This is a genomic window from Flagellimonas lutimaris, assembly GCF_051494225.1.
In the GTDB taxonomy this organism is placed as follows: Bacteria; Bacteroidota; Bacteroidia; order Flavobacteriales; family Flavobacteriaceae; genus Flagellimonas; species Flagellimonas lutimaris_A.
The window spans coordinates 1,085,642-1,105,021 of record NZ_JBNPYE010000001.1 but is presented as its reverse complement, the minus strand read 5'-3'; the positions used below and the strand labels follow the sequence as shown (position 1 = coordinate 1,105,021).

Sequence of the window (19,380 nt, the reverse complement as noted above, 5' to 3'; positions counted from 1 at the left end):
TTACAAGAAGCAAAAAACATGAAAGTACTGGTGTATAGCGCCAAGGATTTTGAGATAAAAAACTTGGAAAAATCAAACGGCAACAAACACAAAATTAAATTTGTGCCCGATGCCTTAAACCCCACTACGGCAGTAATGGCGGCAGGGTACGATGCCATTTCGATTTTTTCTAATGATGATGCATCCTTGGTTGTATTGGAGATTCTTCAGGAGATGGGTGTAAAGTATATTACCCTACGATCTACAGGTTATAACAATGTAAGTGTTAAATCTGCTAAACGAATAGGGTTGAAAGTGGCCCATGCTCCTGAATATTCTCCTCACGCCATTGCAGAGCATGCTGTTGGACTTTTATTGGCCCTTAACCGAAAGTTGATTCGATCCAATGAACAAGTCCACCAATACAATTTTTTGCTGGACGATTTAGTAGGCTTTGATCTAAACGGTAAAACTGTAGGTATATTCGGAACTGGAAGAATTGGTTCAAATTTGGTACGAATTTTCCATGCTTTTGGATGCAAGGTGGTGGCCAATGATCTGAAGCGGAACCAATATTTGGAAAACCATTACGATTTGGAATACCTTCCTTTGGAAGAACTTTGTAGGAGGTCGGATATCATCAGTATAAACACACCCCTTAATTACGAAACCCACCATATCTTTCAAGAACCATTGTTCAAAGCAATGAAGAAGAATGCCATTTTAATCAATACGGCAAGAGGCGGGGTAGTTAAAACTGACGATATCATTCAAGCATTGAGGCAGGGGGACATTGGTGGATATGCCACTGATGTTTATGAACATGAAAGAGGTATCTTTTTCAAGGACAACAGTAAGAAAGGAATTCAAGATGATCAACTTAAAGAGTTGATTTCATTACCCAATGTACTGTTGACGCCGCACCAAGCTTTTGCAACTAAAGAAGCTCTGGTAAGAATTGCAGAGACCACCATTTATAATCTTGATTGTTGGGAAGAGGGCAAAACATGTAAAAACGAACTGGGTTTCGAGACCATTATGTTATAAGAGGGGGCTCAACAATTTTGCAAAGCCTTCGATCAGTTTTTCGCTCCATGGTCTTTCTTTATATTTTTTATAATCACTGAGAAGGGTGGATTTTTCACAATCTTTCAAGAAATCAGATTTCATGTTTTTGCAAAGAGTGGCATCGTAAACAAAAACTTGGGCCTCATAGTTTTGCTGAAGACTTCTGTTATCAAGATTTGCTGTGCCAATGCTGGCAATTTCATCATCACAAAACATTACTTTACTGTGCAAAAAGCCTTCCGCGTATAGGTATATTTTAATGCCGGCCTTAAGGTAGGACTCAAAATAGGCCCTAACACACCAGTCCACAAGTTTAATATCGGTACTTGCAGACATTAAAATTCTAACATCCACACCGCTCAATGCAGCCGTTATAAGAGCTTGTAATATGGCGTGGTTGGGAATAATGTATGGGTTTACGATATAGAGGTATTTTTCTGCACTGTTGATGATTGAAAAATAAACCTGCTCCATTACATCAAAGTCATCATCCGGTCCACTGGGAACTATTTGGAGAGAGGTTCCAATTTTTGGAGCCCTGTAAACTTTGAATGAGGAAAAATCCACTTTAATTCCGCTGGCAAGGTACCAATCGGTCACAAATATTCTGTTTAAAAAATCAACTGCCTCTCCTTCAATTTTTAAATGGGTATCGTGCCATTTGCCCAAAGCCGGATCACCTTTCAGGTATTTGTCCGAAATATTTATTCCCCCTGTAAAGCCAATTTTGTTGTCGATTACAATAATTTTTCTGTGGTTCCTGTAGTTCAATGCGGAAAGGAACCTGCCAAACTTAAAGGGTAAAAATTGTGCCGTTTCCACCCCGATATTTTTTAGTTTTTTGAGGTATTTTTTACTTAGGGAATAGCTGCCAATACCATCGTAAAGAAGTCGGATAGTTACGTTCTCAGCTATTTTGCGTTCAAAAACTTCTAAAAGTTTGTCGGCCAAGAGGCCATCTTCAAAAATGTAGTACTGCAGGTGGATGTGTTCTTGAGCTTCTTCCAGTGCATGAAAAATACTCTCAAAAGTGTTTTTTCCATCTTTCAACAAATCAAGGTCATTATGGCAAGTAACCTGACATTTTGAAGTCTTGTTGATCAGCGATGTTATTTTTTGTTTGTTCCCAGAAATTTCTGGATGGCAGGTTACATACTCCAGTTTGTTTATTGGACCAAACTGATTTTTTAAGGAGAACATCTTGCTTTTTCTTCTGTTTCGTCCAAATAAAATATACAGAAGAAAACCACCCACGGGTATGGTAAAAATGGCCAACAGCCATGCCAAGGTTTTGCTGGGCCGAACACCATTTAACAACAAGCTTATCACCATAATCAAGGCAATAAGAATATAGAGGGTGATAAGAATGGATATAAGCATTGTAATTTACTAGCTAGATTTACAAATATAAACTACTTATGGTATGTTGGGAATGAGACATATCACTATCGGAATCAAAGCTTTTATCAATTAAAAGTTATGATTTTAAATTAAGTTTATAGGCTTAAACCACGAACAACAAATTTACAGCAGATGCGTGCTATTGTTTATGAAAGATTCCAAGGACCAATTTCAGTACAAAATATTGAAGATCCTTCTCCCAAAAGCCATGGTGTTGTAGTAAAGGTATCGGCTACCGGACTTTGTCGAAGTGATTGGCATGGTTGGATGGGGCACGACCCCGATATTGAACTTCCCCATGTGCCCGGCCATGAGCTGGCCGGCATTGTTGCGGAAGTTGGCAAGGATGTGAAGAATTTTGAAGTAGGGGATAGGGTTACTGTTCCTTTTGTATGCGGATGTGGGACATGCCCAGAATGTCATTCAGGAAACCATCAAGTTTGCGATAACCAAACTCAGCCCGGTTTTACCCATTGGGGCTCATTTGCGGAATATGTTGCCTTGGATCATGCAGATATCAATTTAGTTAAGATTCCAGAGGAAATCAGCGATGTAACCGCCGCTATATTGGGGTGCAGGTTTATCACATCTTTTAGGGCCGTTGTTGATCAAGGAAAGGTGCAAGGAGGACAGTTTGTTGCAGTTCATGGTTGTGGTGGCGTGGGGCTTTCTGCCATAATGATTGCCAATGCGTTAGGTGCAACGGTAATTGCTGTGGATATTGATGATGCGACCTTAAGTCTGGCCAAGTTGCTTGGAGCAGCTATGACCATAAACGCCTTAAAACATGAAAATTTGGTCGATGAAGTCAAAGCATTGACCAATGGGGGTGCCCATGTTTCCATTGATGGTCTAGGTAGTCAAATCACCTGTTTCAATTCAATAGCCAATCTTAGAAAACGGGGAAAACATATTCAGGTTGGGTTAATGACCGGAAACCATAAGCATCCACAAGTTCCTATGGATCAAGTTTTGGCAAACGAATTGGAGGTTTTGGGAAGTCATGGGATGCAAGCTTTTAGGTATCCCGCAATGCTGGAAATGATTAAGGAGGGTAGACTTAAACCGGAAAAATTGGTCGAGCGGACCATATCCTTGGAAGAAGCTGCTCTGGAATTGCCCAAAATGGACCAATTTAAAAACAAGGGAGTCTTGGTTATAGATTCATTTTAATAGTAGCTACAAAACGAATGAAATAAAAAAGCCCTTCTTTTCGGAAGGGCGTAAAGTCTAAATAAAATCGTTTATGTTTTCACCAAGATCGTAGACCTGCACATTTTCACTGACACTTTCAATGATGCTGCTTCCCGCTGAACTACGGTAACCTCCAGCACAATGCACAATGATAGGCTTGTTATGGGGTATTTGAGTTGAGGAAGCCCTTAAATCATTAAGAGGAATGGTCAAGGCACTCTCAAAATACTTTCTCTCATCCGTTTCACTTTGGTTACGGATATCCACAATAGTATATTCGTCCGGGTTGTTTTTAAAATGTGTCAAATCAAGTTTATCACTTTGTAAAAGCCCAGTTTCATCCAGCGTCAAAACCAATTTCACCTGTTTCTCATATCCAATTTTAGCAACCCTTTCCAATATTTTTTCCAAGTCATCCGGTTTATCGATAACCAAGTTGAAGGGTTCTTCAGGATTTACTATGGCACCCAGCCAGGTTTCAAATTTGGAGTTTTCTGATACCGCCATAATATTGATGCTTCCCGGTAGGTGACCTTTCTTAAATTCGATTTCATCTCTTACATCCACAATTAATCCATTAATGCTGGTATTTAATTTTAGAGGCACTTTGGCTATGGATGTTCTTAGGTTTTCTGCACCTTTTCTATTGGTATCAACATCAAACCCAAAATAGGATGGGATAAAGGGTTGACTATCCAAAAGGGTACTTACAAATTCTTCTTTCGATTGTGGTTTAAAGGCCCAGTTACCCATTCTTTCGTTACCTAGGGTACTACTGTTGTCTGAACTAAGGTTTTTTCCGCATAGGGAACCAGCGCCATGAGCAGGGTAGACCAAGGCTCCATCAGGTAAATCCTTGAATTTATTTTGAATGGTATCGTACATCATTTCGGCCAGTTCTTGACGTTTTGCGGTCATATTCCCGGCTTTTTCGCGCAGATCTGGTCGTCCTACATCACCAATAAAAAGGGTGTCACCAGTAAACAATGCGGTTTTCCCTTCTTTTTTGGCCACTACGGTGATACTGTCAGGAGAGTGTCCCGGAGTATTTAAGACAGAAACCTTGATATCCCCGACCATAATACTTTGACCTTCATCAAAAGGCTCATATTCATAGTCTGCACCCAAATCTTTACTGTGATAAATAGGTGCGCCAGTTTCTTTGTGTATTTGAAAATGTGAACTCACAAAATCAGCATGTGGATGGGTTTCAATAACCGCTATTATTTTGGCACCATGTTCTTGTGCAAAAGCATAGTACTGCATAGGATTCCTTTCTGGATCTACAACGGCCATTTCACCATTGTCCACAATAGCATAGGAATAGTGGGCTAAAGGTTTATATTCAAACTGTTTTATTTCCATAAATAGGGGGTTAAAGGACACCTTTTAATAAGGTGTCCTGTGTTCAACAATGTCTTAAATTTTTTTCTTGGCCAAATACCAGTCCACTTTTTCAAGTGTATCGTCTGCCAGTCTTTCATTTAGTTGATCTAGAGTCTTTGGAGGGGAAACGATGACCTTATCTCCTTTTTTCCAATCCAAAGGCATGGCCACTTTGTACTCATCCGAGGTTTGTAGTGCTTCCAAGGCTCTTAATATTTCATTCATGTTTCTACCAACATTTAAAGGATAGTACATGATCAATCTAATTTTTTTAGCTGGATCGATAAAGAAAACAGCCCGTACTGCTGCAGTTTCACTTTCATTGGGTTGAAGCATTCCGTACAATTTGGATACCTTCATGTCCAAATCGGCAATAATTGGGAAATCGAAGTATACACCCGTGTTTTCCCTTACATTTTGAACCCAACCCAAGTGGGCGTGGATACTGTCAATACTTAAACCAAGAAGTTCGGTATTTAAGGCATCAAATTCACCCTTTCTTTGCGCGAACCCGCTCATTTCCGTGGTACAAACAGGAGTAAAATCCGCAGGGTGGGAGAACATTACGGTCCATTTATCTTTCGCAAATTCCGAGAATTTTATTCTCCCCTTGGTGGTTACTGCTTCAAAATCTGGAGCCATATCTCCAATACGGGGCATTTGATTTACTTTTTCGTTTTCTGAATAAGAATTTTCCATAGTATTATAAGTTATATTTATTGATATTTAATTCGCGATAAAATTAACTTATAATAAGGGTCTTTGCAGTAACGAATGTTACACTACTGAACTTTAACGGTTGTTTAACGATTGCACAGGTTCTAATTCAATGTACTACTTATTAAAGATAAAGTCAACCGCCATTTGCGCATGTAAATCGGTAGTTGCCAAGGTTGGAATGTCAACATCTCCTTGTTTTATCAGTAACGGTAATTCTGTACAGCCTAAAATTATTCCATCGGCACCTCTTGCTTTAAGCAATTCAATTTGTTGTATAAAAAAATGTTTGGCTGCATCGGAGAATGTTCCCTGTGTAAGCTCTTTGGATACATATTCATGCGCTTGGGAAACAAACTCTTCTTCGGGGATTATGGTTTCGATATCATAATTGTTCTTCAAAACTTTGGGAATAAAGCTTCCAGTCATTGTTGGCTTGTTACCTAAAAGGCCTAGTTTTTTTAACCCCAGTTTTTGTGCTTCTTTTCCTGTGGCATCTGCAATGTGCAGGATGGGAATATCAATTTTAGGTTGGACAAAATCATACACCATGTGGGGAGTGTTGGCGCAAATAACGATAGCTTCGGCACCAGCTGTTTGAAGCTTTAAGGAAGTGTCCAAATACTTCGCATTGATTTTCTCCTTGTTCTGTTCCCTCATCAATTCAATGTTGATGCTATGTATGATCAAGGGAGGGTTTGCCCAATCGCCTATTGTTTTTGAGGCCAATTGATTGATGAGTTTGTAATATTCAATAGTGGAGTGCCAAGAAGTACCCCCAATCATTCCCAAAGTATTCATGCTTTTTGTCATTTTTTTTAAAAATTATCAATGATATTGTAACAATTTACAGAAAAGTGATACAAAAAAGATGTGGAGTTGGTTTTTATTAAATAATGATGAATTAGAAAGAAAAAATCAACCCTTTTTTTTGTGAGTAGTTAAATAGAACCCTTCTTCCGGTATTTTAGGTTAAAATTAACATAAAGCTAAAAGAGCACTACTTAATTTTAAGACCCATGGATTTGAACAAATTAATCTTAGTAGATACCTACCCATTATTAACTCAAAGTAAAATCAAATAACTAACATATGAAAAGAAGAGATTTTGTACAGTACGCTGGTATGGGTGCAGGGGCCATTATGATGCCCTCGCTTCTTTTGGGGAACGATATTCCCGCAGAAGCGTTACTCGAACCAGGTATGGATACCGTACTTAAAAAGAAAATGGCCGATGTTGCCCTTAATACGGCAAAGTCCATGGGAGCTACCTATGCAGATGCCAGAATAGGAAGATATTTGAACCAATATGTATTCACAAGAGAGGATAAGGTTCAAAATGTAGTAAACACCGAATCCTTCGGAATTGGTATCCGAGTGATTGCCAATGGTACTTGGGGTTTTTCTTCAACTAACGATGTGACCGAGGATGGGATCAAAAAAGCCACACAACATGCTGTAGCCATTGCCAAGGCAAATTCCAAAATTCAAAAAGAGCCCGTTGTTTTGGCCCCGGTTGAATCCTACGGGGAAGTTTCTTGGAAAACTCCAATCAAAAAAGACTTCAAAGAAGTACCTATCTCGGAAAAAGTTGATTTGCTTTTGAGTGCAAACGGGGCAGCCATGGAAAACGGCGCCAACTTTGTGAACTCCGCACTTTTTATGGTGAATGAACAAAAGTACTTTGCATCTACCGATGGTTCATACATCGATCAAGATGTACACCGAATTTGGCCAACATTTAATGTTACGGCCATCGACCGTCAAGCTGGAAAGTTCAAGACTCGTCAGGCATTAAGTGCACCAATGGGCATGGGTTATGAGTATATGGATGGTTTGGAATCCGAAAAACTTTCAGGTCCAGAGGGTATTAAACTGTACAATAGAAGTTATGATATTGTGGAAGATGCTACCATGGCCGCCAAACAAGCCAAGCAAAAACTGACTGCAAAATCGGTTGAAGCTGGTAAGTATGATCTGGTTCTGGAACCAAATCACCTCGGTCTTACCATTCATGAATCTGTAGGACATCCATTGGAATTGGATCGTGTATTGGGTTACGAAGCCAACTACGCAGGAACCAGTTTTGCCACATTGGACAAATGGGAATCCAAAAACTTCAATTATGGTAGTGATATCGTAAACATTGTTGCGGATAAAACCCAAGTAGGTTCTTTGGGTGCAGTTGGATATGATGATGAAGGCGTAAAGACCAAAAAATGGGATTTGATAAGAAACGGAACCTTGGTAAATTACGAGGCTATCCGAGACCAAGTCCATATGATCGGACAAAATGAATCGCATGGATGCTGTTATGCCCAAAGTTGGGAGGATGTGCAGTTCCAGCGTATGCCCAATGTGTCCTTGGAACCAGGTAAGGAAAAATACTCCTTGCAAGATATGATCAAGGATGTGGACAAAGGAATATACATTCTAGGTCGTGGTTCTTACTCCATTGACCAACAACGTTACAACTTCCAGTTTGGTGGAACTTTGTTCTACGAAATCAAGGATGGTGAGATTGTAGGTATGCTCGATGATGTGGCTTACCAATCCAATACACAAGAATTCTGGAATTCTTGCGCCAAAATCTGTGATAAGGACGATTACAGGTTGTTCGGTTCCTTCTTTGATGGCAAAGGGCAGCCTTCACAGGTAAGTGCCGTTTCTCACGGTAGTTCAACATCAAGATTTAATGGAATCAATGTAATTAATACAGGTAGGACCATTTAAGGTTTATTCAAATTAAATAATAAGACAATGGCTATATATACAAAAGAAGAAGCAAAAAAGATTTTGGAAAAAGCTTTGAGTTTTTCCAAGGCCGATGCCTGCGAAATAAACCTTAGTGGAAGTAATAGTGGAAATATTCGGTACGCTAGAAATACGGTGTCTACAGCAGGGTATAGATCAACCCAAAGTTTGGTAGTGCAATCTAGTTTTGGTAAAAAAGTGGGTACAGCGACTATAGATGAATTTGATGATGCGTCGTTGGAAAAAGTGGTGCGAAGAGCAGAAGAACTGGCTCAATTGTCACCAGAGAATCCTGAGTTTATGCCTCCTTTGGAACCACAGGAATACGATGAATCGATCACTTATAAGGAAGCTACCGCGAATGTGACACCCGAGTACAGAGCTGAAGTGGCCAATAGTAGTATTGTTCCCGCCGCGGCAAAAGACGTTACGGCAGCAGGTTTCTTGGACGATTCGGCCGGATTTTCGGCCATGATTAATTCCAATGGACTGTTCGCTTACAATCAATTTACCAATGTGGACTTCACCGTAACCATGCGGACCAACGATGGTACAGGTTCTGGTTGGGTGACAAGGGATTACAACGACATCTCCAAGTTTGATGCGGATGAGGCATCAAAAACAGCGATAGATAAAGCAGTAATGTCCAGGGAAGCCCGTGCCATAGAACCTGGAAAGTACACGGTGATTTTGGAACCAGCGGCATCGATTGGCCTTTTGCAAAATATGTTCCGATCTTTTGATGCAAGATCTGCCGATGAGGGTAGGAGCTTTATGTCCGCAAAGGATGGGGGCACTAAGATTGGACAAAAAATAGTTGACGAACGTGTCAATATTTGGTCAGATCCATTGAATCCCGATGCTCCCACACCCACATGGAACGGATCAGGCCAGCCTCTAAAGAAAACAAGCTGGATAGAAAATGGAGTCGTAAAAAACTTGGCGTACAGTCGTTATTGGGCAGAACAAAAAGGTGTGGATCCTGTTCCTTTCCCAAGCAATGGAATTATGGCCGGTGGGGATGAAAGTCTTGAAGATATGATCAAAGGCACCAAAAAAGGTATTTTGGTGACACGCTTTTGGTACATACGAAGTGTGGATCCACAGACCTTACTGTACACAGGTTTGACAAGGGATGGAACTTTTTATATCGAAAACGGCCAAATTAAGTTCCCGGTCAAAAACTTCCGATTCAATGAGAGTCCGATTATCATGCTGAATAATTTGGAATCTCTAGGACAACAAGTACGCGTCAACGGTAACTTAATACCCTACATGAAGATTCGTGACTTTACGTTCACCAGTCTCTCAGACGCGGTATAAAAACAAGAATTGAAACAAACTGGTGGTCAGGTAATCCTTGACCGCCAGTTTTTATTTTGGCAACGATTTTAGCCTACCACCCAAATGGCATTGGATAACGAATTCTTTTTTACACGATTACAATACGAATCAGGAGATTGGGATGTGGATCAGCGTATGCCCACAAATTTGCTGAATTCCTTGGTCGAGTATACCACCCTAAAAGTGGATACTCAGGAGAAGATTATTACTCTGGCCAGTGACGATATTTTTAAAAGTCCGTTTTGTTACATCTCGGGGCATAAATTGGTTCAGTTTACCAAAAAAGAACGGGAAAACTTTGAAAAATACGTGCGCAACGGTGGTTTTGTTTTTGCCGATGACTGTAATCACGATATCGACGGTCTTTTTGCCAAATCGTTCGAACGGCAGATGGAAGAAATATTTGGGCCTGGTGAATTACAGAAGATTCCCAATGATCATGAAATCTATACCATTTTTTTTGAGTTTGATGATGGTCCGCCCACAACCTCACAAGAGCTGAACGGCTGGGGGGATGACCTTGTGCACGATTACCTTAAGGCCATTGTGATAGATGGAAGAATTGGCGTGCTCTACAGCAACAAGGATTATGGCTGCGAATGGGATTATGACTTTAGAAACAAACGCTGGTACAAAATTGACAATACACGATTTGCGGTGAATATTGTCCTATATGCTTTAACCTCTTAACGATACTAATTTGGATAAAGAACTACAACAAATTGCAAGCGAAGTGGAAGGGCTTTCCGAAAAGCTGACCGCCCTTAAAAAAGAAATTGGAAAAGTGATTATTGGTCAAGAGGAAACAGTTTCCCAATTACTGATCACATTTCTTGCAGGTGGACACGCCTTGCTCGAAGGTGTTCCCGGATTGGCCAAAACTTTGATGATTCGTACACTCTCCAACGCCATCGATTTAAAATTTAAACGAATTCAGTTTACGCCCGATTTAATGCCGTCCGACATTATCGGAACAGAAATTTTGGAAGAAGACCATACCACAGGCAAAAAATTCTTCAAATTCAACAAAGGGCCTATCTTTTCCAACATCATATTGGCGGATGAGATTAACCGAACACCTCCAAAAACGCAGGCAGCTCTTTTGGAAGCGATGCAAGAGTTTGAGGTAACCTATGGGGATAAAACATACCCTTTGGACAAGCCTTTCTTTATTCTGGCCACGCAAAACCCCATTGAACAATCGGGAACCTTTGTGCTGCCAGAAGCACAACAGGATAGATTTTTGTTGTATATCAAAATAGGATATCCAACAGACGAAGAAGAAACACAAATTTTAAAAGCCACCACAGGAACTAAAAAGGCCCAATTGAACAAGGTGCTATCAGGCGAAGACATTATAAGATTGCAACAACTGGTTCGTGAAGTTTCTATAAGCGATGGGTTAATCCAATATGTGAGCGATGTGATCCGTGCTACCCGACCAGATACGACTTCGGTGGACTACGTTAAAAAATGGGTGGATTGGGGTGCAGGCCCCCGTGCAGGTCAGGCAATGATTTTGACTGCCAAAGCTAATGCACTTTTGCAGGGGCGATTGGCCGTTACTTTGGAAGATTTACAAACAGTAGTCTTGCCTGTATTGCGGCACAGGGTGCTCGTGAACTTTAGGGCAGATGCCGAAGGAATCACCTCGGATACAGTCACAAAAGAAATATTAAAAGCAGTTAAATTAAGGGATAAATAATGGCGGAAAGGGACTATCACGACCTTTTAAATCCTGAAGTCATCAATACCGTATCGGGCCTTAGCTTGATTTCACGTATTGTGGTGGAAGGATATACCTCCGGACTACATCGGAGCAAGAGCGTGGGCCCTGGAATGGAATTTAGTCAATACCGTGGTTATGAACCTGGGGACGACCTTCGGTTGCTCGACTGGAAGATGCTGGCCCGGTCAGGTCGGTATTACATCAAACAATCCGAAGTGGAAAGTCACGTCACTGTCAAGTTTATCGTGGATGCAAGTGCTTCCATGGAGCACAAAGAAGATGGCATTTCCAAATTGGAATTTGCTCGCGTAATCGTAGCTTGTTTGTCTTATTTGGCCCAAAAACAAGGAGATTCTGTGGGACTATTTGCGTTAAATGAGGACGATTTTGTGAGCATCTATCCCAAGGCAGATAAGAAACATTTCAACCGATTGTTGCTCGAATTGTTAAAGATTTCCACCAAGGGGAAATGGCCCGAACTCACTATTGCATCCAGAAGAATCCACAGCAGGGGAGAAAAGGAGCTGGTGTTTTTCCTGACGGATATGTACGAAGATGCTTCCGAACTGTCCGATTTTGTAAAAAACCTGAAGACTGCCAAAAATGAGGTGGTCGTTCTTCAAATTATGTCTGGAAAAGAAATGGATTTTGATTATAAAAAGTCCGTCACTTTTGAAGATTTGGAAACTGGAGCCAAGGTCAAAGTAGATGTAAACAAAGCCAAAGCAGCCTATTTAAAAGCTTTGGAAAAAAGGGTGAATCAAACCAACGAGCAATTGCTGTCCCAAGGGGTACATTACCATCTTTTTAGAATGGACAATAATCTGGGCGATGCCTTGCAACTTTTTTTAAAAGAACGAATACGATTAATGTAAATGGTTTTTGCAAATCCGTCATATCTCTGGGCACTTTTGGGACTTTTGGTTCCCTTGGCCATCCATTTGTGGAGCAAAAAGGAGGCAAAGACCATAAAAATTGGAAGTATCCAGTTATTGGACGAATCCAATTCAAGGCAATCCAGCAGCATTCAATTAAATGAATGGTTACTGTTATTGCTACGTATGTTGATTATTGCTTTGATTGTCTTATTGATGGCAGGCCCACAATGGCGCACCAAAGGCAATCAGAAACAAATTACTTATATAGTCGAGGCTTCCATTGCCAATGAAGCATCCATCAGTTCTGTTTTGGATAGTTTACAAGAGGATTCTCCAGTTTTTTTATTGAAAAATGGCTTTCCTGAGTGGGAAGTCGATGTCGATTATCAATCGGACAAGGAACAGCCCAACTATTGGCAATTGGTTCAAAAAATGGATTCGTTGCGTTCGGATAGTATTGTAGTATTTACGAAGGCACTGGTTAAAGGTATAAAATCGATGCGGCCAAATACCCAAAAGAAAATCCATTGGGTGGTTATGGAACTTGAGGAAACACAAGATAGACCCTTGCTGGCTTTTAATCGTGAATCAGGAGTTGAATTGATTACAGCTTCAAGTAGTGGTAGAACAACCAAAATCAACAAAGAAGTATTGGATGAAGGTTTTAACATCAGTAACGATAGCCTTCGATTACTTTCGGAGGAACCGCAAACAGTTCCATTGAAAACATTGGATACGCTTCAAATCAATTTGTATGTGGCGGAAGATTTTAAAAGAGAGGGAACATATATTGAGGCCTCGTTTAGGGCACTATCGGAATTTTTAAAACGTGAAATCGTTATTCACAGAGAAGAAAAACCAACGGATAGTCAAGCTGATTTGAATATTTGGTTGAGCAATGGGACAAGCAATGATTCAGAAGGTAAATGGGTGGTTTATCAAGATAACCAGTTGGCCAAACAATTAATTGAATCAGGACCTCGGAAAAACTTGTTTTACCTAACATCAAGATTGAATCCCCAAAATACCGTCGACCAACATTTGCCCGAACAGTTACTCCACATTTTAGCGCTGGACAACAATTTAAAAACTTTGGTGGCCAATGCCGATGCAAGACAATTGGACGAAACTGAACTTAAACCCAATTATGTGGAACCAAAACGAAAAAGAGAGAGAGCCACCTTGCTTGATATTTCCCTCTGGGTATTCTGCATTCTTGCAGGGCTGATGATTGTTGAACGTTTGATATCAAACTATAAAAAGCAATGATGGGAGCAGGGGGTATAAAACAATTTCAAAAACGATGGCAGCAATCCAAATACGTGGAAGGATTGCTCTACGCTGTTGGATTTGGCGGTTTTGCGTACCTGTCGACCCATAATATTTTCTATGGAATTCTTGGTTTGCTAGTGACTTTGGGAATTGCCTTTTGGATTTTAAAACCTTGGAAAATAAGCTTGGAAAATGCTGTAGGTTATATTGATGCCCATGTACCGCAAGCAGGATTTAGTAGTGGATTATTATTATCATCTGGCAATCAGCTTTCCGACCTGTCCAAATTACAGCAATATCGAGTAGCGTCGCAATTGGGACCGGTGTTATCCAAATTAAGACCACCTCACAACTTGTTTCAGGCAACCCTTGCCATGTTTGGACTAATTCTTCTTGGACTTGCTGGTAGTTTTATTTTGACCAAGTTTGAGCATCTATCGGAAGGAAGCCCATCGAATAAGGAGCAAATCACTTTTGCGCCAAAGGATAGCCTATCAGCCACTAGCGAAATCCCAGAATTGATAGAGACCAATATTATCATTCAATATCCTAGTTATACGGGAAAAGAAGCGGTTAATACTTCCATTCCCAATATTAACGCCGTCGAAGGTTCAAGAGTCATTTGGAACCTTGAATTTGATGGCGATGTGCAAACAGTTGAAATGGATTTGATGGGTGAGCGCATTGGTTTTAAAAAAACTCAGGAATCGTATCGGTTGACCAAGACCTTGGAAGCATCAGGGTTTTATAGTTTCACCTTCAAAGATTTGGATGGGAATGACTATGTGAGCGATTTGTATTCTTTGGAAATGGTTACCGATGAACCTCCGTTGATCCAAATTGAAGGCTTGGACAACTACACTTATTTTGAGTTTGATGATGACAAACGTTTGATGCTCAGCACCAACATTTCTGATGATTTTGGAATTGGTGATGCCTACATTATTGCAACAGTAAGCAAAGGCTCTGGTGAATCGGTTAAATTTCGAGAGGAAACCGTTCGTTTTGATAGGGCTATTCCCAAAGGGAATAAACGGATTCAATTGCTGCAGCCCTTGGATTTGGATGCCCTAAAAATGGACCCGGGGGATGAACTGTATTTTTATGTGGAGGCTCTGGATCAAAAAACGCCAACACCCAATATTGCACGTAGCGAAACCTATTTTGCCGTGATTCGAGATACCATAACCGATGAATTTGCTGTAGAGGGCAACTTGGGCGTGGATTTAATGCCCGACTATTTTAGGAGCCAACGCCAATTGATTATCGATACCGAAAAACTCATTGCAGATAGACCCAATATTTCTGAAAAAGACTTCAAATTCAGGAGCAACGAATTGGGCTTTGACCAAAAGCAGTTACGCTTAAAGTATGGACAGTTTATGGGGGATGAAACTGAAATGCAAGCAGCGCCTGGTCAGGTTTCATCTACTGAAAATGAGGGAGACGATGACAATCATGCGGGTGAGGAAGGCGAGGAAGACCTTCTGGATGGATACAGCCACAAACACGACAGTGAAAACGAACACAATTTAGTGGAAGAACACGACCACGAAAATGAGGGCCAGGAAGAAGAGGATCCCTTACACGATTATGTACACAATCATTCGAACCCAGAAGAATCGACTTTGTTTGAAAAATCCTTGAAAGCAAAGCTCAGAGATGCATTGAGTATTATGTGGGACGCTGAGCTCCATTTACGACTTTACGAACCTGAAAAATCATTACCCTATCAATATGATGCCCTCAAAATAATTCAGGATATAAAAAATAGTGCCCGGATTTATGTGCACCGTATTGGGTTTGACCCACCGCCCATTAAAGAAGAAAACAGATTGAGCGGGGATGTCGAGGATATCGAAAATTATGACAAAAAGGAAGAATTTGAATACCAAATGTCCTTTGCTTCAACAAGAGAAGTTATAGCTCGGTTGGAACTCTTGGCTCAAGATGAAAAACAGTTCAATAATGAGGATAGTGCACTCTTTGTGGACGCAGGAAACGAATTGGCACAAAAAGCCATTTCGGACCCGCTTACATATCTAAAAGTGTTGCAGGGCCTTCGTGACCTTGAAAAGGTAGCAAATAGAACCAAAGAGAATTATAAAGAGGTTCAAAAAAATCTTTTGGAAGTGCTTCCCGAAGCAGAGGACAATCCAATGAAAAAGGACAAATATCAAGATGAAATCAATTTGTTGTATCTAAAAGAACTGACCATTTATGAGTGATGGGGCGGTATTTATAAACCAGAATCTTTTGTGGCCAGTAATTTTGGTAGGTCTGGTGCTGTGGGCAATTTTCATCTGGAAAGAATGGTCACAGCGAAAGGAACGAAGGTTTTGGGTTAAGCTTGTTGCGGCATTTTTAGCCATTGTTTCATTGGCAATGATAGTCGTAAGGCCGAGTACTTGGCAAAAATCGACCGACGGAAAGGGCATCATTTTGACCAAAGGGTATCGACCTGCCCAGTTGGATAGTTTAAAATCTATTTACAAACGAATACAGACAGAGGAATATACCAAGGGATCACCATTGTCAATTTTAAAAGATGCAGATTCTTTGTTTCTTCTAGGTCATGGGGTTGAATCTTTTGATTTGTGGCAGCTACAAGATAAATCCATCGCCTTTATGGGAGGTGAGATGGTTGCAGGGTGGACAGCTATCTCTCATGAAAATAAAATTCCATTTGGAGAAATACTACATCTAAATGCCAGACATTCCAATCCAAAAACTGGACATTGGGCAATTTTAGTTGATAATGGAGGTAATCCTTTGGATTCAGTTCCTTTCGAGGAGGCTGAGGAACAAATTGTTCAATTGAATGCGAATACGAAGGCAAGTGGACAATTTGTTTATCATCTTTTGGAAAAGAATGATAGTGGTGAAATCATATCCAATGAACCGCTTCCCATTCAAGTGGTAGAGGGAGAGCCTTTAAAAATTTTGATGGTCAATACCTTTCCGACTTTTGAGACCAAATACCTGAAAAACTTCTTGACTGACAAGGGGCACCAGGTGATGGCACGAACACAACTTACCAAAGGCAAATACAAGTTCGAATATTTCAATGGAGCCTCAGCCCCCATTTATGGTTTTACCGAGGAGAATTTGAAAGAATATGATCTATTGGTTATCGATACAGGTTCTTATACAGCTCTCGGAAGAAGGTCAAAAGAAGCAATGGGGGAAGCGATGAAAACCTATGGTCTAGGTGTATTTATCCAACCCAATGAAAGCTTGTTCAGACTATCTGAAAGGAAATTACCGTTTCAGTTTAATCGGGATTTTATTACCGAAATCACCTTAGGATTGCCTGCCCAAAGCGTACAGAAATATCCTTTTGAATTTAAAAATGATGTCCGAACTCAAAAAATTATGGTTGATTCGGTGCAGGTAGCGGCTTATGTTCCGATGGAAAAGGGTAAAATAGGTGCCACGGTACTTCAAAATACCTATCAATGGATTTTAGATGGAAGCGAAGCGCTGTATGCCAATATTTGGACACAAATCCTAAAGAACATCACCAAAGGACAAGAGGAAGTAATAGCTTGGAATGCAGTTACAAAAACTCCAAGAATTAACCAACCATTTGAGTTTGAAGTTCGAACTTCCATAAATGGTACTGAGCTCACAACCGATGAAGGAGCGCACATCCCTTTGATTCAAAATAGTTTGGTGCCCAGTAAGTGGAGAGGGGTTCAATACCCAAGAAAATCGGGATGGAATACAATAAAGGTTTCCAATGATACCGTTAGCAAGTTTTCATATTTTGTTTTTGATAAAAATCAGCGAAAGTCGATTGCCCTTTCCGAAAGGTTAAAAGCAAACTATTGGGAATTTGGGGCTCAAAAGAGATTTAATAGCATAGCCTCTTCTTCACATAAGGAGTTGGAGCCTATTTCCCTGATTTGGTTTTATTTGCCACTGCTTTTGTGTTTGGGTTGGTTGTGGTTAGAGCCCAAATTGGACAATTAATTTTTTTGGTTATTGTCCCTTTCTTTTTCTTCTTTCTTCTTTTTGCTCATGCCAACAATAAACAATAATCCCCCAACAGCCACAAGAACGTTTCCCAATGGTTCAACGTTGTCCTTTAAGGTGGTTGAGAAAACAATGCCCAATGAGATTACCACTATACCCATAAAAATGTATTTTCTGTACTCTTCTCTTTTTTTCATTTTGATTGTAGGTTTTTCTAGATTAACTATACTTTAATTCATATTTTTATTTTAAAATTCTTGGTGACAACGGTTATTTTCTTTTGAAATGCCACAAATAGTTCAAATTATCTTTTTTTAAAATCAGCATGGTGGCTGCAGCAGCTATAAGCGTTGCAGGAAAAGCAGACCCGACCCCTAATGGTGCGATTGCAATAAAAAATAGAATGGCTCCCACACATGCAATTTGAACCATCAAACCTTTTAAGATCATACCAAAAGCAATTAGTCCCTGCCCAATCGATATTAAGGTAACCGTGGGAACAATATTGGACTTGAACCAATGGATTACAAAATTGTGGTACATTTCAAAAGGAGTGAAAGTGGCATAAATCAAATAATCATCTGGGGTTTTGTGGGCAGTGTTATAATTTAGCCAGCAAGCCCAGGCAAATAGCATAAATAAAAACAATCTGGTTAGTTTTGTCCATCGAAAAGCGGTTACCAAAATGACTAGGGCAACACCATTGCTTACGGACCATGGGATAATATTTTCTTTTAAGAGTTCCATTCTTTTTTAGGAAATAGAGAGCACATTTATGAGACCTTCACATCCAGAATACTTTAAAAACCTTGTATGCCCTTCAAGATTATTAAATTGCTCATTTGTAATTTGGGAACACAAAATCTTTGCGTTGGTATATTGATAGAATGCGTCCAAAGTTTCTTTTGCATATGGATTGTCCATTGAAGATTTTTTAGCTACCTCATGGCACCATTTAAGGGATTTCATCCAGATAGCCGCAGCCAATGCACCACATGCAGCGCCATTTAACCCAAGACCTCCAGCAAATCCTGCCACCATAATGGACTCCTCATCGCTGGCTCCCATTTTTTTTGCGACTTCGGTGGCACAGCTAAGACAGTCTTTGGATGTTTCGTCATTGTTTTCGGATAGTCCTTCCATGGCAGATTTTACGGCTTCAGGCGCCCATTTTTCTGCTAGATTGAAGCAATGTAGAAATCTACCGGTGAAAAAGTATTTGGCCATACTTAGTTTACTGGAAAAATCACAATGCGTAATCTCACGGCAATTTATAGTCTGCTCTCGCTTTTCAAAAGAGTTCATTATTTTTTTGGTGGCATTTACGGCCACAGTAATGGCCTGGTTTTGATTGTTACATCTCCAATATGCTTCGGCACCCACGGCCAATGATGCACCCCACAGCATACCGCATTGATGCCCTTCTTGCATAATACCACCTGCCAAAGAATCGGAGGCGCGTTCTTCGAGTTCCTTTTGATGGCCAAATTCCCGATTCAGAATATAGAAAAAGGTTCGAGAGCAAGTCTTTAACTCCCGAAAGACTTTTTTACCGTCATTGGGACCATCTCGGGTTGTTGGTTCAGTAGGTTCCATTGGAATATACTTTGAATTTCACCTAAAGAAGATAATATGATTCAAAGTACTATCCTATGATATAGATTAGTTTAAAGGAAATAT

At 40.3% G+C, this 19,380-nt stretch carries 17 protein-coding genes; 10 read left to right on the top strand and 7 right to left on the bottom strand.

Translation table 11 applies throughout. The features are described from left to right. The first annotated feature begins 18 nt into the window (after positions 1-18). Positions 19-1,026, top strand: coding sequence for a 2-hydroxyacid dehydrogenase (locus ACQQ5U_RS04900; protein WP_437395830.1), 1,008 nt, complete (start codon positions 19-21; stop codon positions 1,024-1,026). Here the strand turns inward: ACQQ5U_RS04900 and cls are convergent. Beyond that, positions 1,021-2,427, bottom strand: coding sequence for a cardiolipin synthase (gene cls / locus ACQQ5U_RS04895; RefSeq protein WP_437395829.1), 1,407 nt, complete (start codon positions 2,425-2,427; stop codon positions 1,021-1,023). The genes ACQQ5U_RS04900 and cls overlap by 6 nt on opposite strands. Positions 2,428-2,580: 153 nt before the next feature. Between cls and ACQQ5U_RS04890 the strand changes: the two genes are divergently transcribed. Further along, a complete protein-coding gene (locus ACQQ5U_RS04890; protein ID WP_437395828.1) occupies positions 2,581-3,621 on the top strand; it encodes a zinc-dependent alcohol dehydrogenase family protein in 1,041 nt (346 codons plus the stop codon). A gap of 57 nt (positions 3,622-3,678) precedes the next feature. Here the strand turns inward: ACQQ5U_RS04890 and ACQQ5U_RS04885 are convergent, their stop codons facing one another. The 3 genes from ACQQ5U_RS04885 to ACQQ5U_RS04875 all read right to left on the bottom strand — a co-directional run bounded on the left by ACQQ5U_RS04885 (position 3,679) and on the right by ACQQ5U_RS04875 (position 6,558). Continuing rightward, a complete protein-coding gene (locus ACQQ5U_RS04885) occupies positions 3,679-5,007 on the bottom strand; it encodes a rhodanese-like domain-containing protein (RefSeq protein ID WP_437395827.1) in 1,329 nt (442 codons plus the stop codon). A 54-nt stretch (positions 5,008-5,061) separates the two neighbouring features. Further along, a complete protein-coding gene (locus tag ACQQ5U_RS04880; RefSeq protein WP_437395826.1) occupies positions 5,062-5,727 on the bottom strand; it encodes a peroxiredoxin in 666 nt (221 codons plus the stop codon). Positions 5,728-5,862: 135 nt separating this feature from the next. Further along, positions 5,863-6,558 carry an aspartate/glutamate racemase family protein gene (locus ACQQ5U_RS04875; protein ID WP_437395825.1) on the bottom strand — a complete coding sequence of 232 codons (696 nt, stop codon included), beginning with the start codon at positions 6,556-6,558 and terminating at the stop codon, positions 5,863-5,865. Between the two features lie 279 nt (positions 6,559-6,837). Between ACQQ5U_RS04875 and ACQQ5U_RS04870 the strand changes: the two genes are divergently transcribed. The 8 genes from ACQQ5U_RS04870 (at position 6,838) to ACQQ5U_RS04835 (ending at position 17,697) form a co-directional block, all read left to right on the top strand. Next, a complete protein-coding gene (locus ACQQ5U_RS04870; RefSeq protein ID WP_437395824.1) occupies positions 6,838-8,478 on the top strand; it encodes a TldD/PmbA family protein in 1,641 nt (546 codons plus the stop codon). A gap of 27 nt (positions 8,479-8,505) precedes the next feature. Beyond that, complete coding sequence (locus tag ACQQ5U_RS04865) at positions 8,506-9,822, top strand: TldD/PmbA family protein (protein ID WP_437395823.1); 1,317 nt, start codon at positions 8,506-8,508, stop codon at positions 9,820-9,822. A 90-nt stretch (positions 9,823-9,912) separates the two neighbouring features. Further along, the gene (locus ACQQ5U_RS04860; protein ID WP_437395898.1) at positions 9,913-10,533 is read left to right on the top strand and encodes a DUF4159 domain-containing protein; all 621 of its coding nucleotides are present in this window, start codon (positions 9,913-9,915) and stop codon (positions 10,531-10,533) included. A 10-nt stretch (positions 10,534-10,543) separates the two neighbouring features. Further along, positions 10,544-11,548: an AAA family ATPase gene (locus ACQQ5U_RS04855; RefSeq protein WP_437395822.1), complete on the top strand. Its 1,005-nt coding sequence runs from the start codon at positions 10,544-10,546 to the stop codon at positions 11,546-11,548. Continuing rightward, entirely contained in the window at positions 11,548-12,447 is a 900-nt protein-coding gene (locus ACQQ5U_RS04850; RefSeq protein WP_437395821.1) for a DUF58 domain-containing protein, read from the top strand. The genes ACQQ5U_RS04855 and ACQQ5U_RS04850 overlap by 1 nt, the downstream gene beginning before the upstream one ends. After that, entirely contained in the window at positions 12,448-13,719 is a 1,272-nt protein-coding gene (locus ACQQ5U_RS04845) for a BatA domain-containing protein (RefSeq protein ID WP_437395820.1), read from the top strand. It abuts the gene before it with no gap. Further along, positions 13,716-15,950, top strand: a complete 2,235-nt coding sequence (locus ACQQ5U_RS04840; RefSeq protein ID WP_437395819.1) for a tryptophan-rich sensory protein — start codon at positions 13,716-13,718, stop codon at positions 15,948-15,950. Before ACQQ5U_RS04845 ends, ACQQ5U_RS04840 begins: the two co-directional genes overlap by 4 nt. Continuing rightward, a complete protein-coding gene (locus ACQQ5U_RS04835; protein ID WP_437395818.1) occupies positions 15,943-17,697 on the top strand; it encodes a hypothetical protein in 1,755 nt (584 codons plus the stop codon). Before ACQQ5U_RS04840 ends, ACQQ5U_RS04835 begins: the two co-directional genes overlap by 8 nt. On the opposite strand, the gene ACQQ5U_RS04830 is transcribed toward ACQQ5U_RS04835, so the two are convergent. The 3 genes from ACQQ5U_RS04830 to ACQQ5U_RS04820 form a co-directional block, all read right to left on the bottom strand. Next, the gene (locus ACQQ5U_RS04830) at positions 17,694-17,897 is read right to left on the bottom strand and encodes a hypothetical protein (protein ID WP_437395817.1); all 204 of its coding nucleotides are present in this window, start codon (positions 17,895-17,897) and stop codon (positions 17,694-17,696) included. The two genes, ACQQ5U_RS04835 and ACQQ5U_RS04830, sit on opposite strands and share 4 nt — an antisense overlap. 73 nt (positions 17,898-17,970) lie before the next feature. Then, entirely contained in the window at positions 17,971-18,447 is a 477-nt protein-coding gene (locus tag ACQQ5U_RS04825; RefSeq protein WP_437395816.1) for a hypothetical protein, read from the bottom strand. A 6-nt stretch (positions 18,448-18,453) separates the two neighbouring features. Continuing rightward, entirely contained in the window at positions 18,454-19,296 is an 843-nt protein-coding gene (locus tag ACQQ5U_RS04820; protein WP_437395815.1) for a C-GCAxxG-C-C family (seleno)protein, read from the bottom strand. Between the last annotated feature and the right edge of the window lie 84 nt (positions 19,297-19,380).

Bases quoted from the DNA above. Each gene is read 5' to 3' on its own strand.
- ACQQ5U_RS04870 (WP_437395824.1), top strand. From the start codon at position 6,838: ATGAAAAGAAGAGATTTTGTACAGTACGCTGGTATGGGTGCAGGGGCC.
- ACQQ5U_RS04825 (WP_437395816.1), bottom strand. From the start codon at position 18,447: ATGGAACTCTTAAAAGAAAATATTATCCCATGGTCCGTAAGCAATGGT.
- ACQQ5U_RS04845 (WP_437395820.1), top strand. From the start codon at position 12,448: ATGGTTTTTGCAAATCCGTCATATCTCTGGGCACTTTTGGGACTTTTG.
- ACQQ5U_RS04875 (WP_437395825.1), bottom strand. From the start codon at position 6,558: ATGACAAAAAGCATGAATACTTTGGGAATGATTGGGGGTACTTCTTGG.
- ACQQ5U_RS04900 (WP_437395830.1), top strand. From the start codon at position 19: ATGAAAGTACTGGTGTATAGCGCCAAGGATTTTGAGATAAAAAACTTG.
- ACQQ5U_RS04880 (WP_437395826.1), bottom strand. From the start codon at position 5,727: ATGGAAAATTCTTATTCAGAAAACGAAAAAGTAAATCAAATGCCCCGT.
- ACQQ5U_RS04850 (WP_437395821.1), top strand. From the start codon at position 11,548: ATGGCGGAAAGGGACTATCACGACCTTTTAAATCCTGAAGTCATCAAT.
- ACQQ5U_RS04835 (WP_437395818.1), top strand. From the start codon at position 15,943: ATGAGTGATGGGGCGGTATTTATAAACCAGAATCTTTTGTGGCCAGTA.
- cls (WP_437395829.1), bottom strand. From the start codon at position 2,427: ATGCTTATATCCATTCTTATCACCCTCTATATTCTTATTGCCTTGATT.
- ACQQ5U_RS04890 (WP_437395828.1), top strand. From the start codon at position 2,581: ATGCGTGCTATTGTTTATGAAAGATTCCAAGGACCAATTTCAGTACAA.
- ACQQ5U_RS04840 (WP_437395819.1), top strand. From the start codon at position 13,716: ATGATGGGAGCAGGGGGTATAAAACAATTTCAAAAACGATGGCAGCAA.
- ACQQ5U_RS04830 (WP_437395817.1), bottom strand. From the start codon at position 17,897: ATGAAAAAAAGAGAAGAGTACAGAAAATACATTTTTATGGGTATAGTG.
- ACQQ5U_RS04820 (WP_437395815.1), bottom strand. From the start codon at position 19,296: ATGGAACCTACTGAACCAACAACCCGAGATGGTCCCAATGACGGTAAA.
- ACQQ5U_RS04865 (WP_437395823.1), top strand. From the start codon at position 8,506: ATGGCTATATATACAAAAGAAGAAGCAAAAAAGATTTTGGAAAAAGCT.
- ACQQ5U_RS04885 (WP_437395827.1), bottom strand. From the start codon at position 5,007: ATGGAAATAAAACAGTTTGAATATAAACCTTTAGCCCACTATTCCTAT.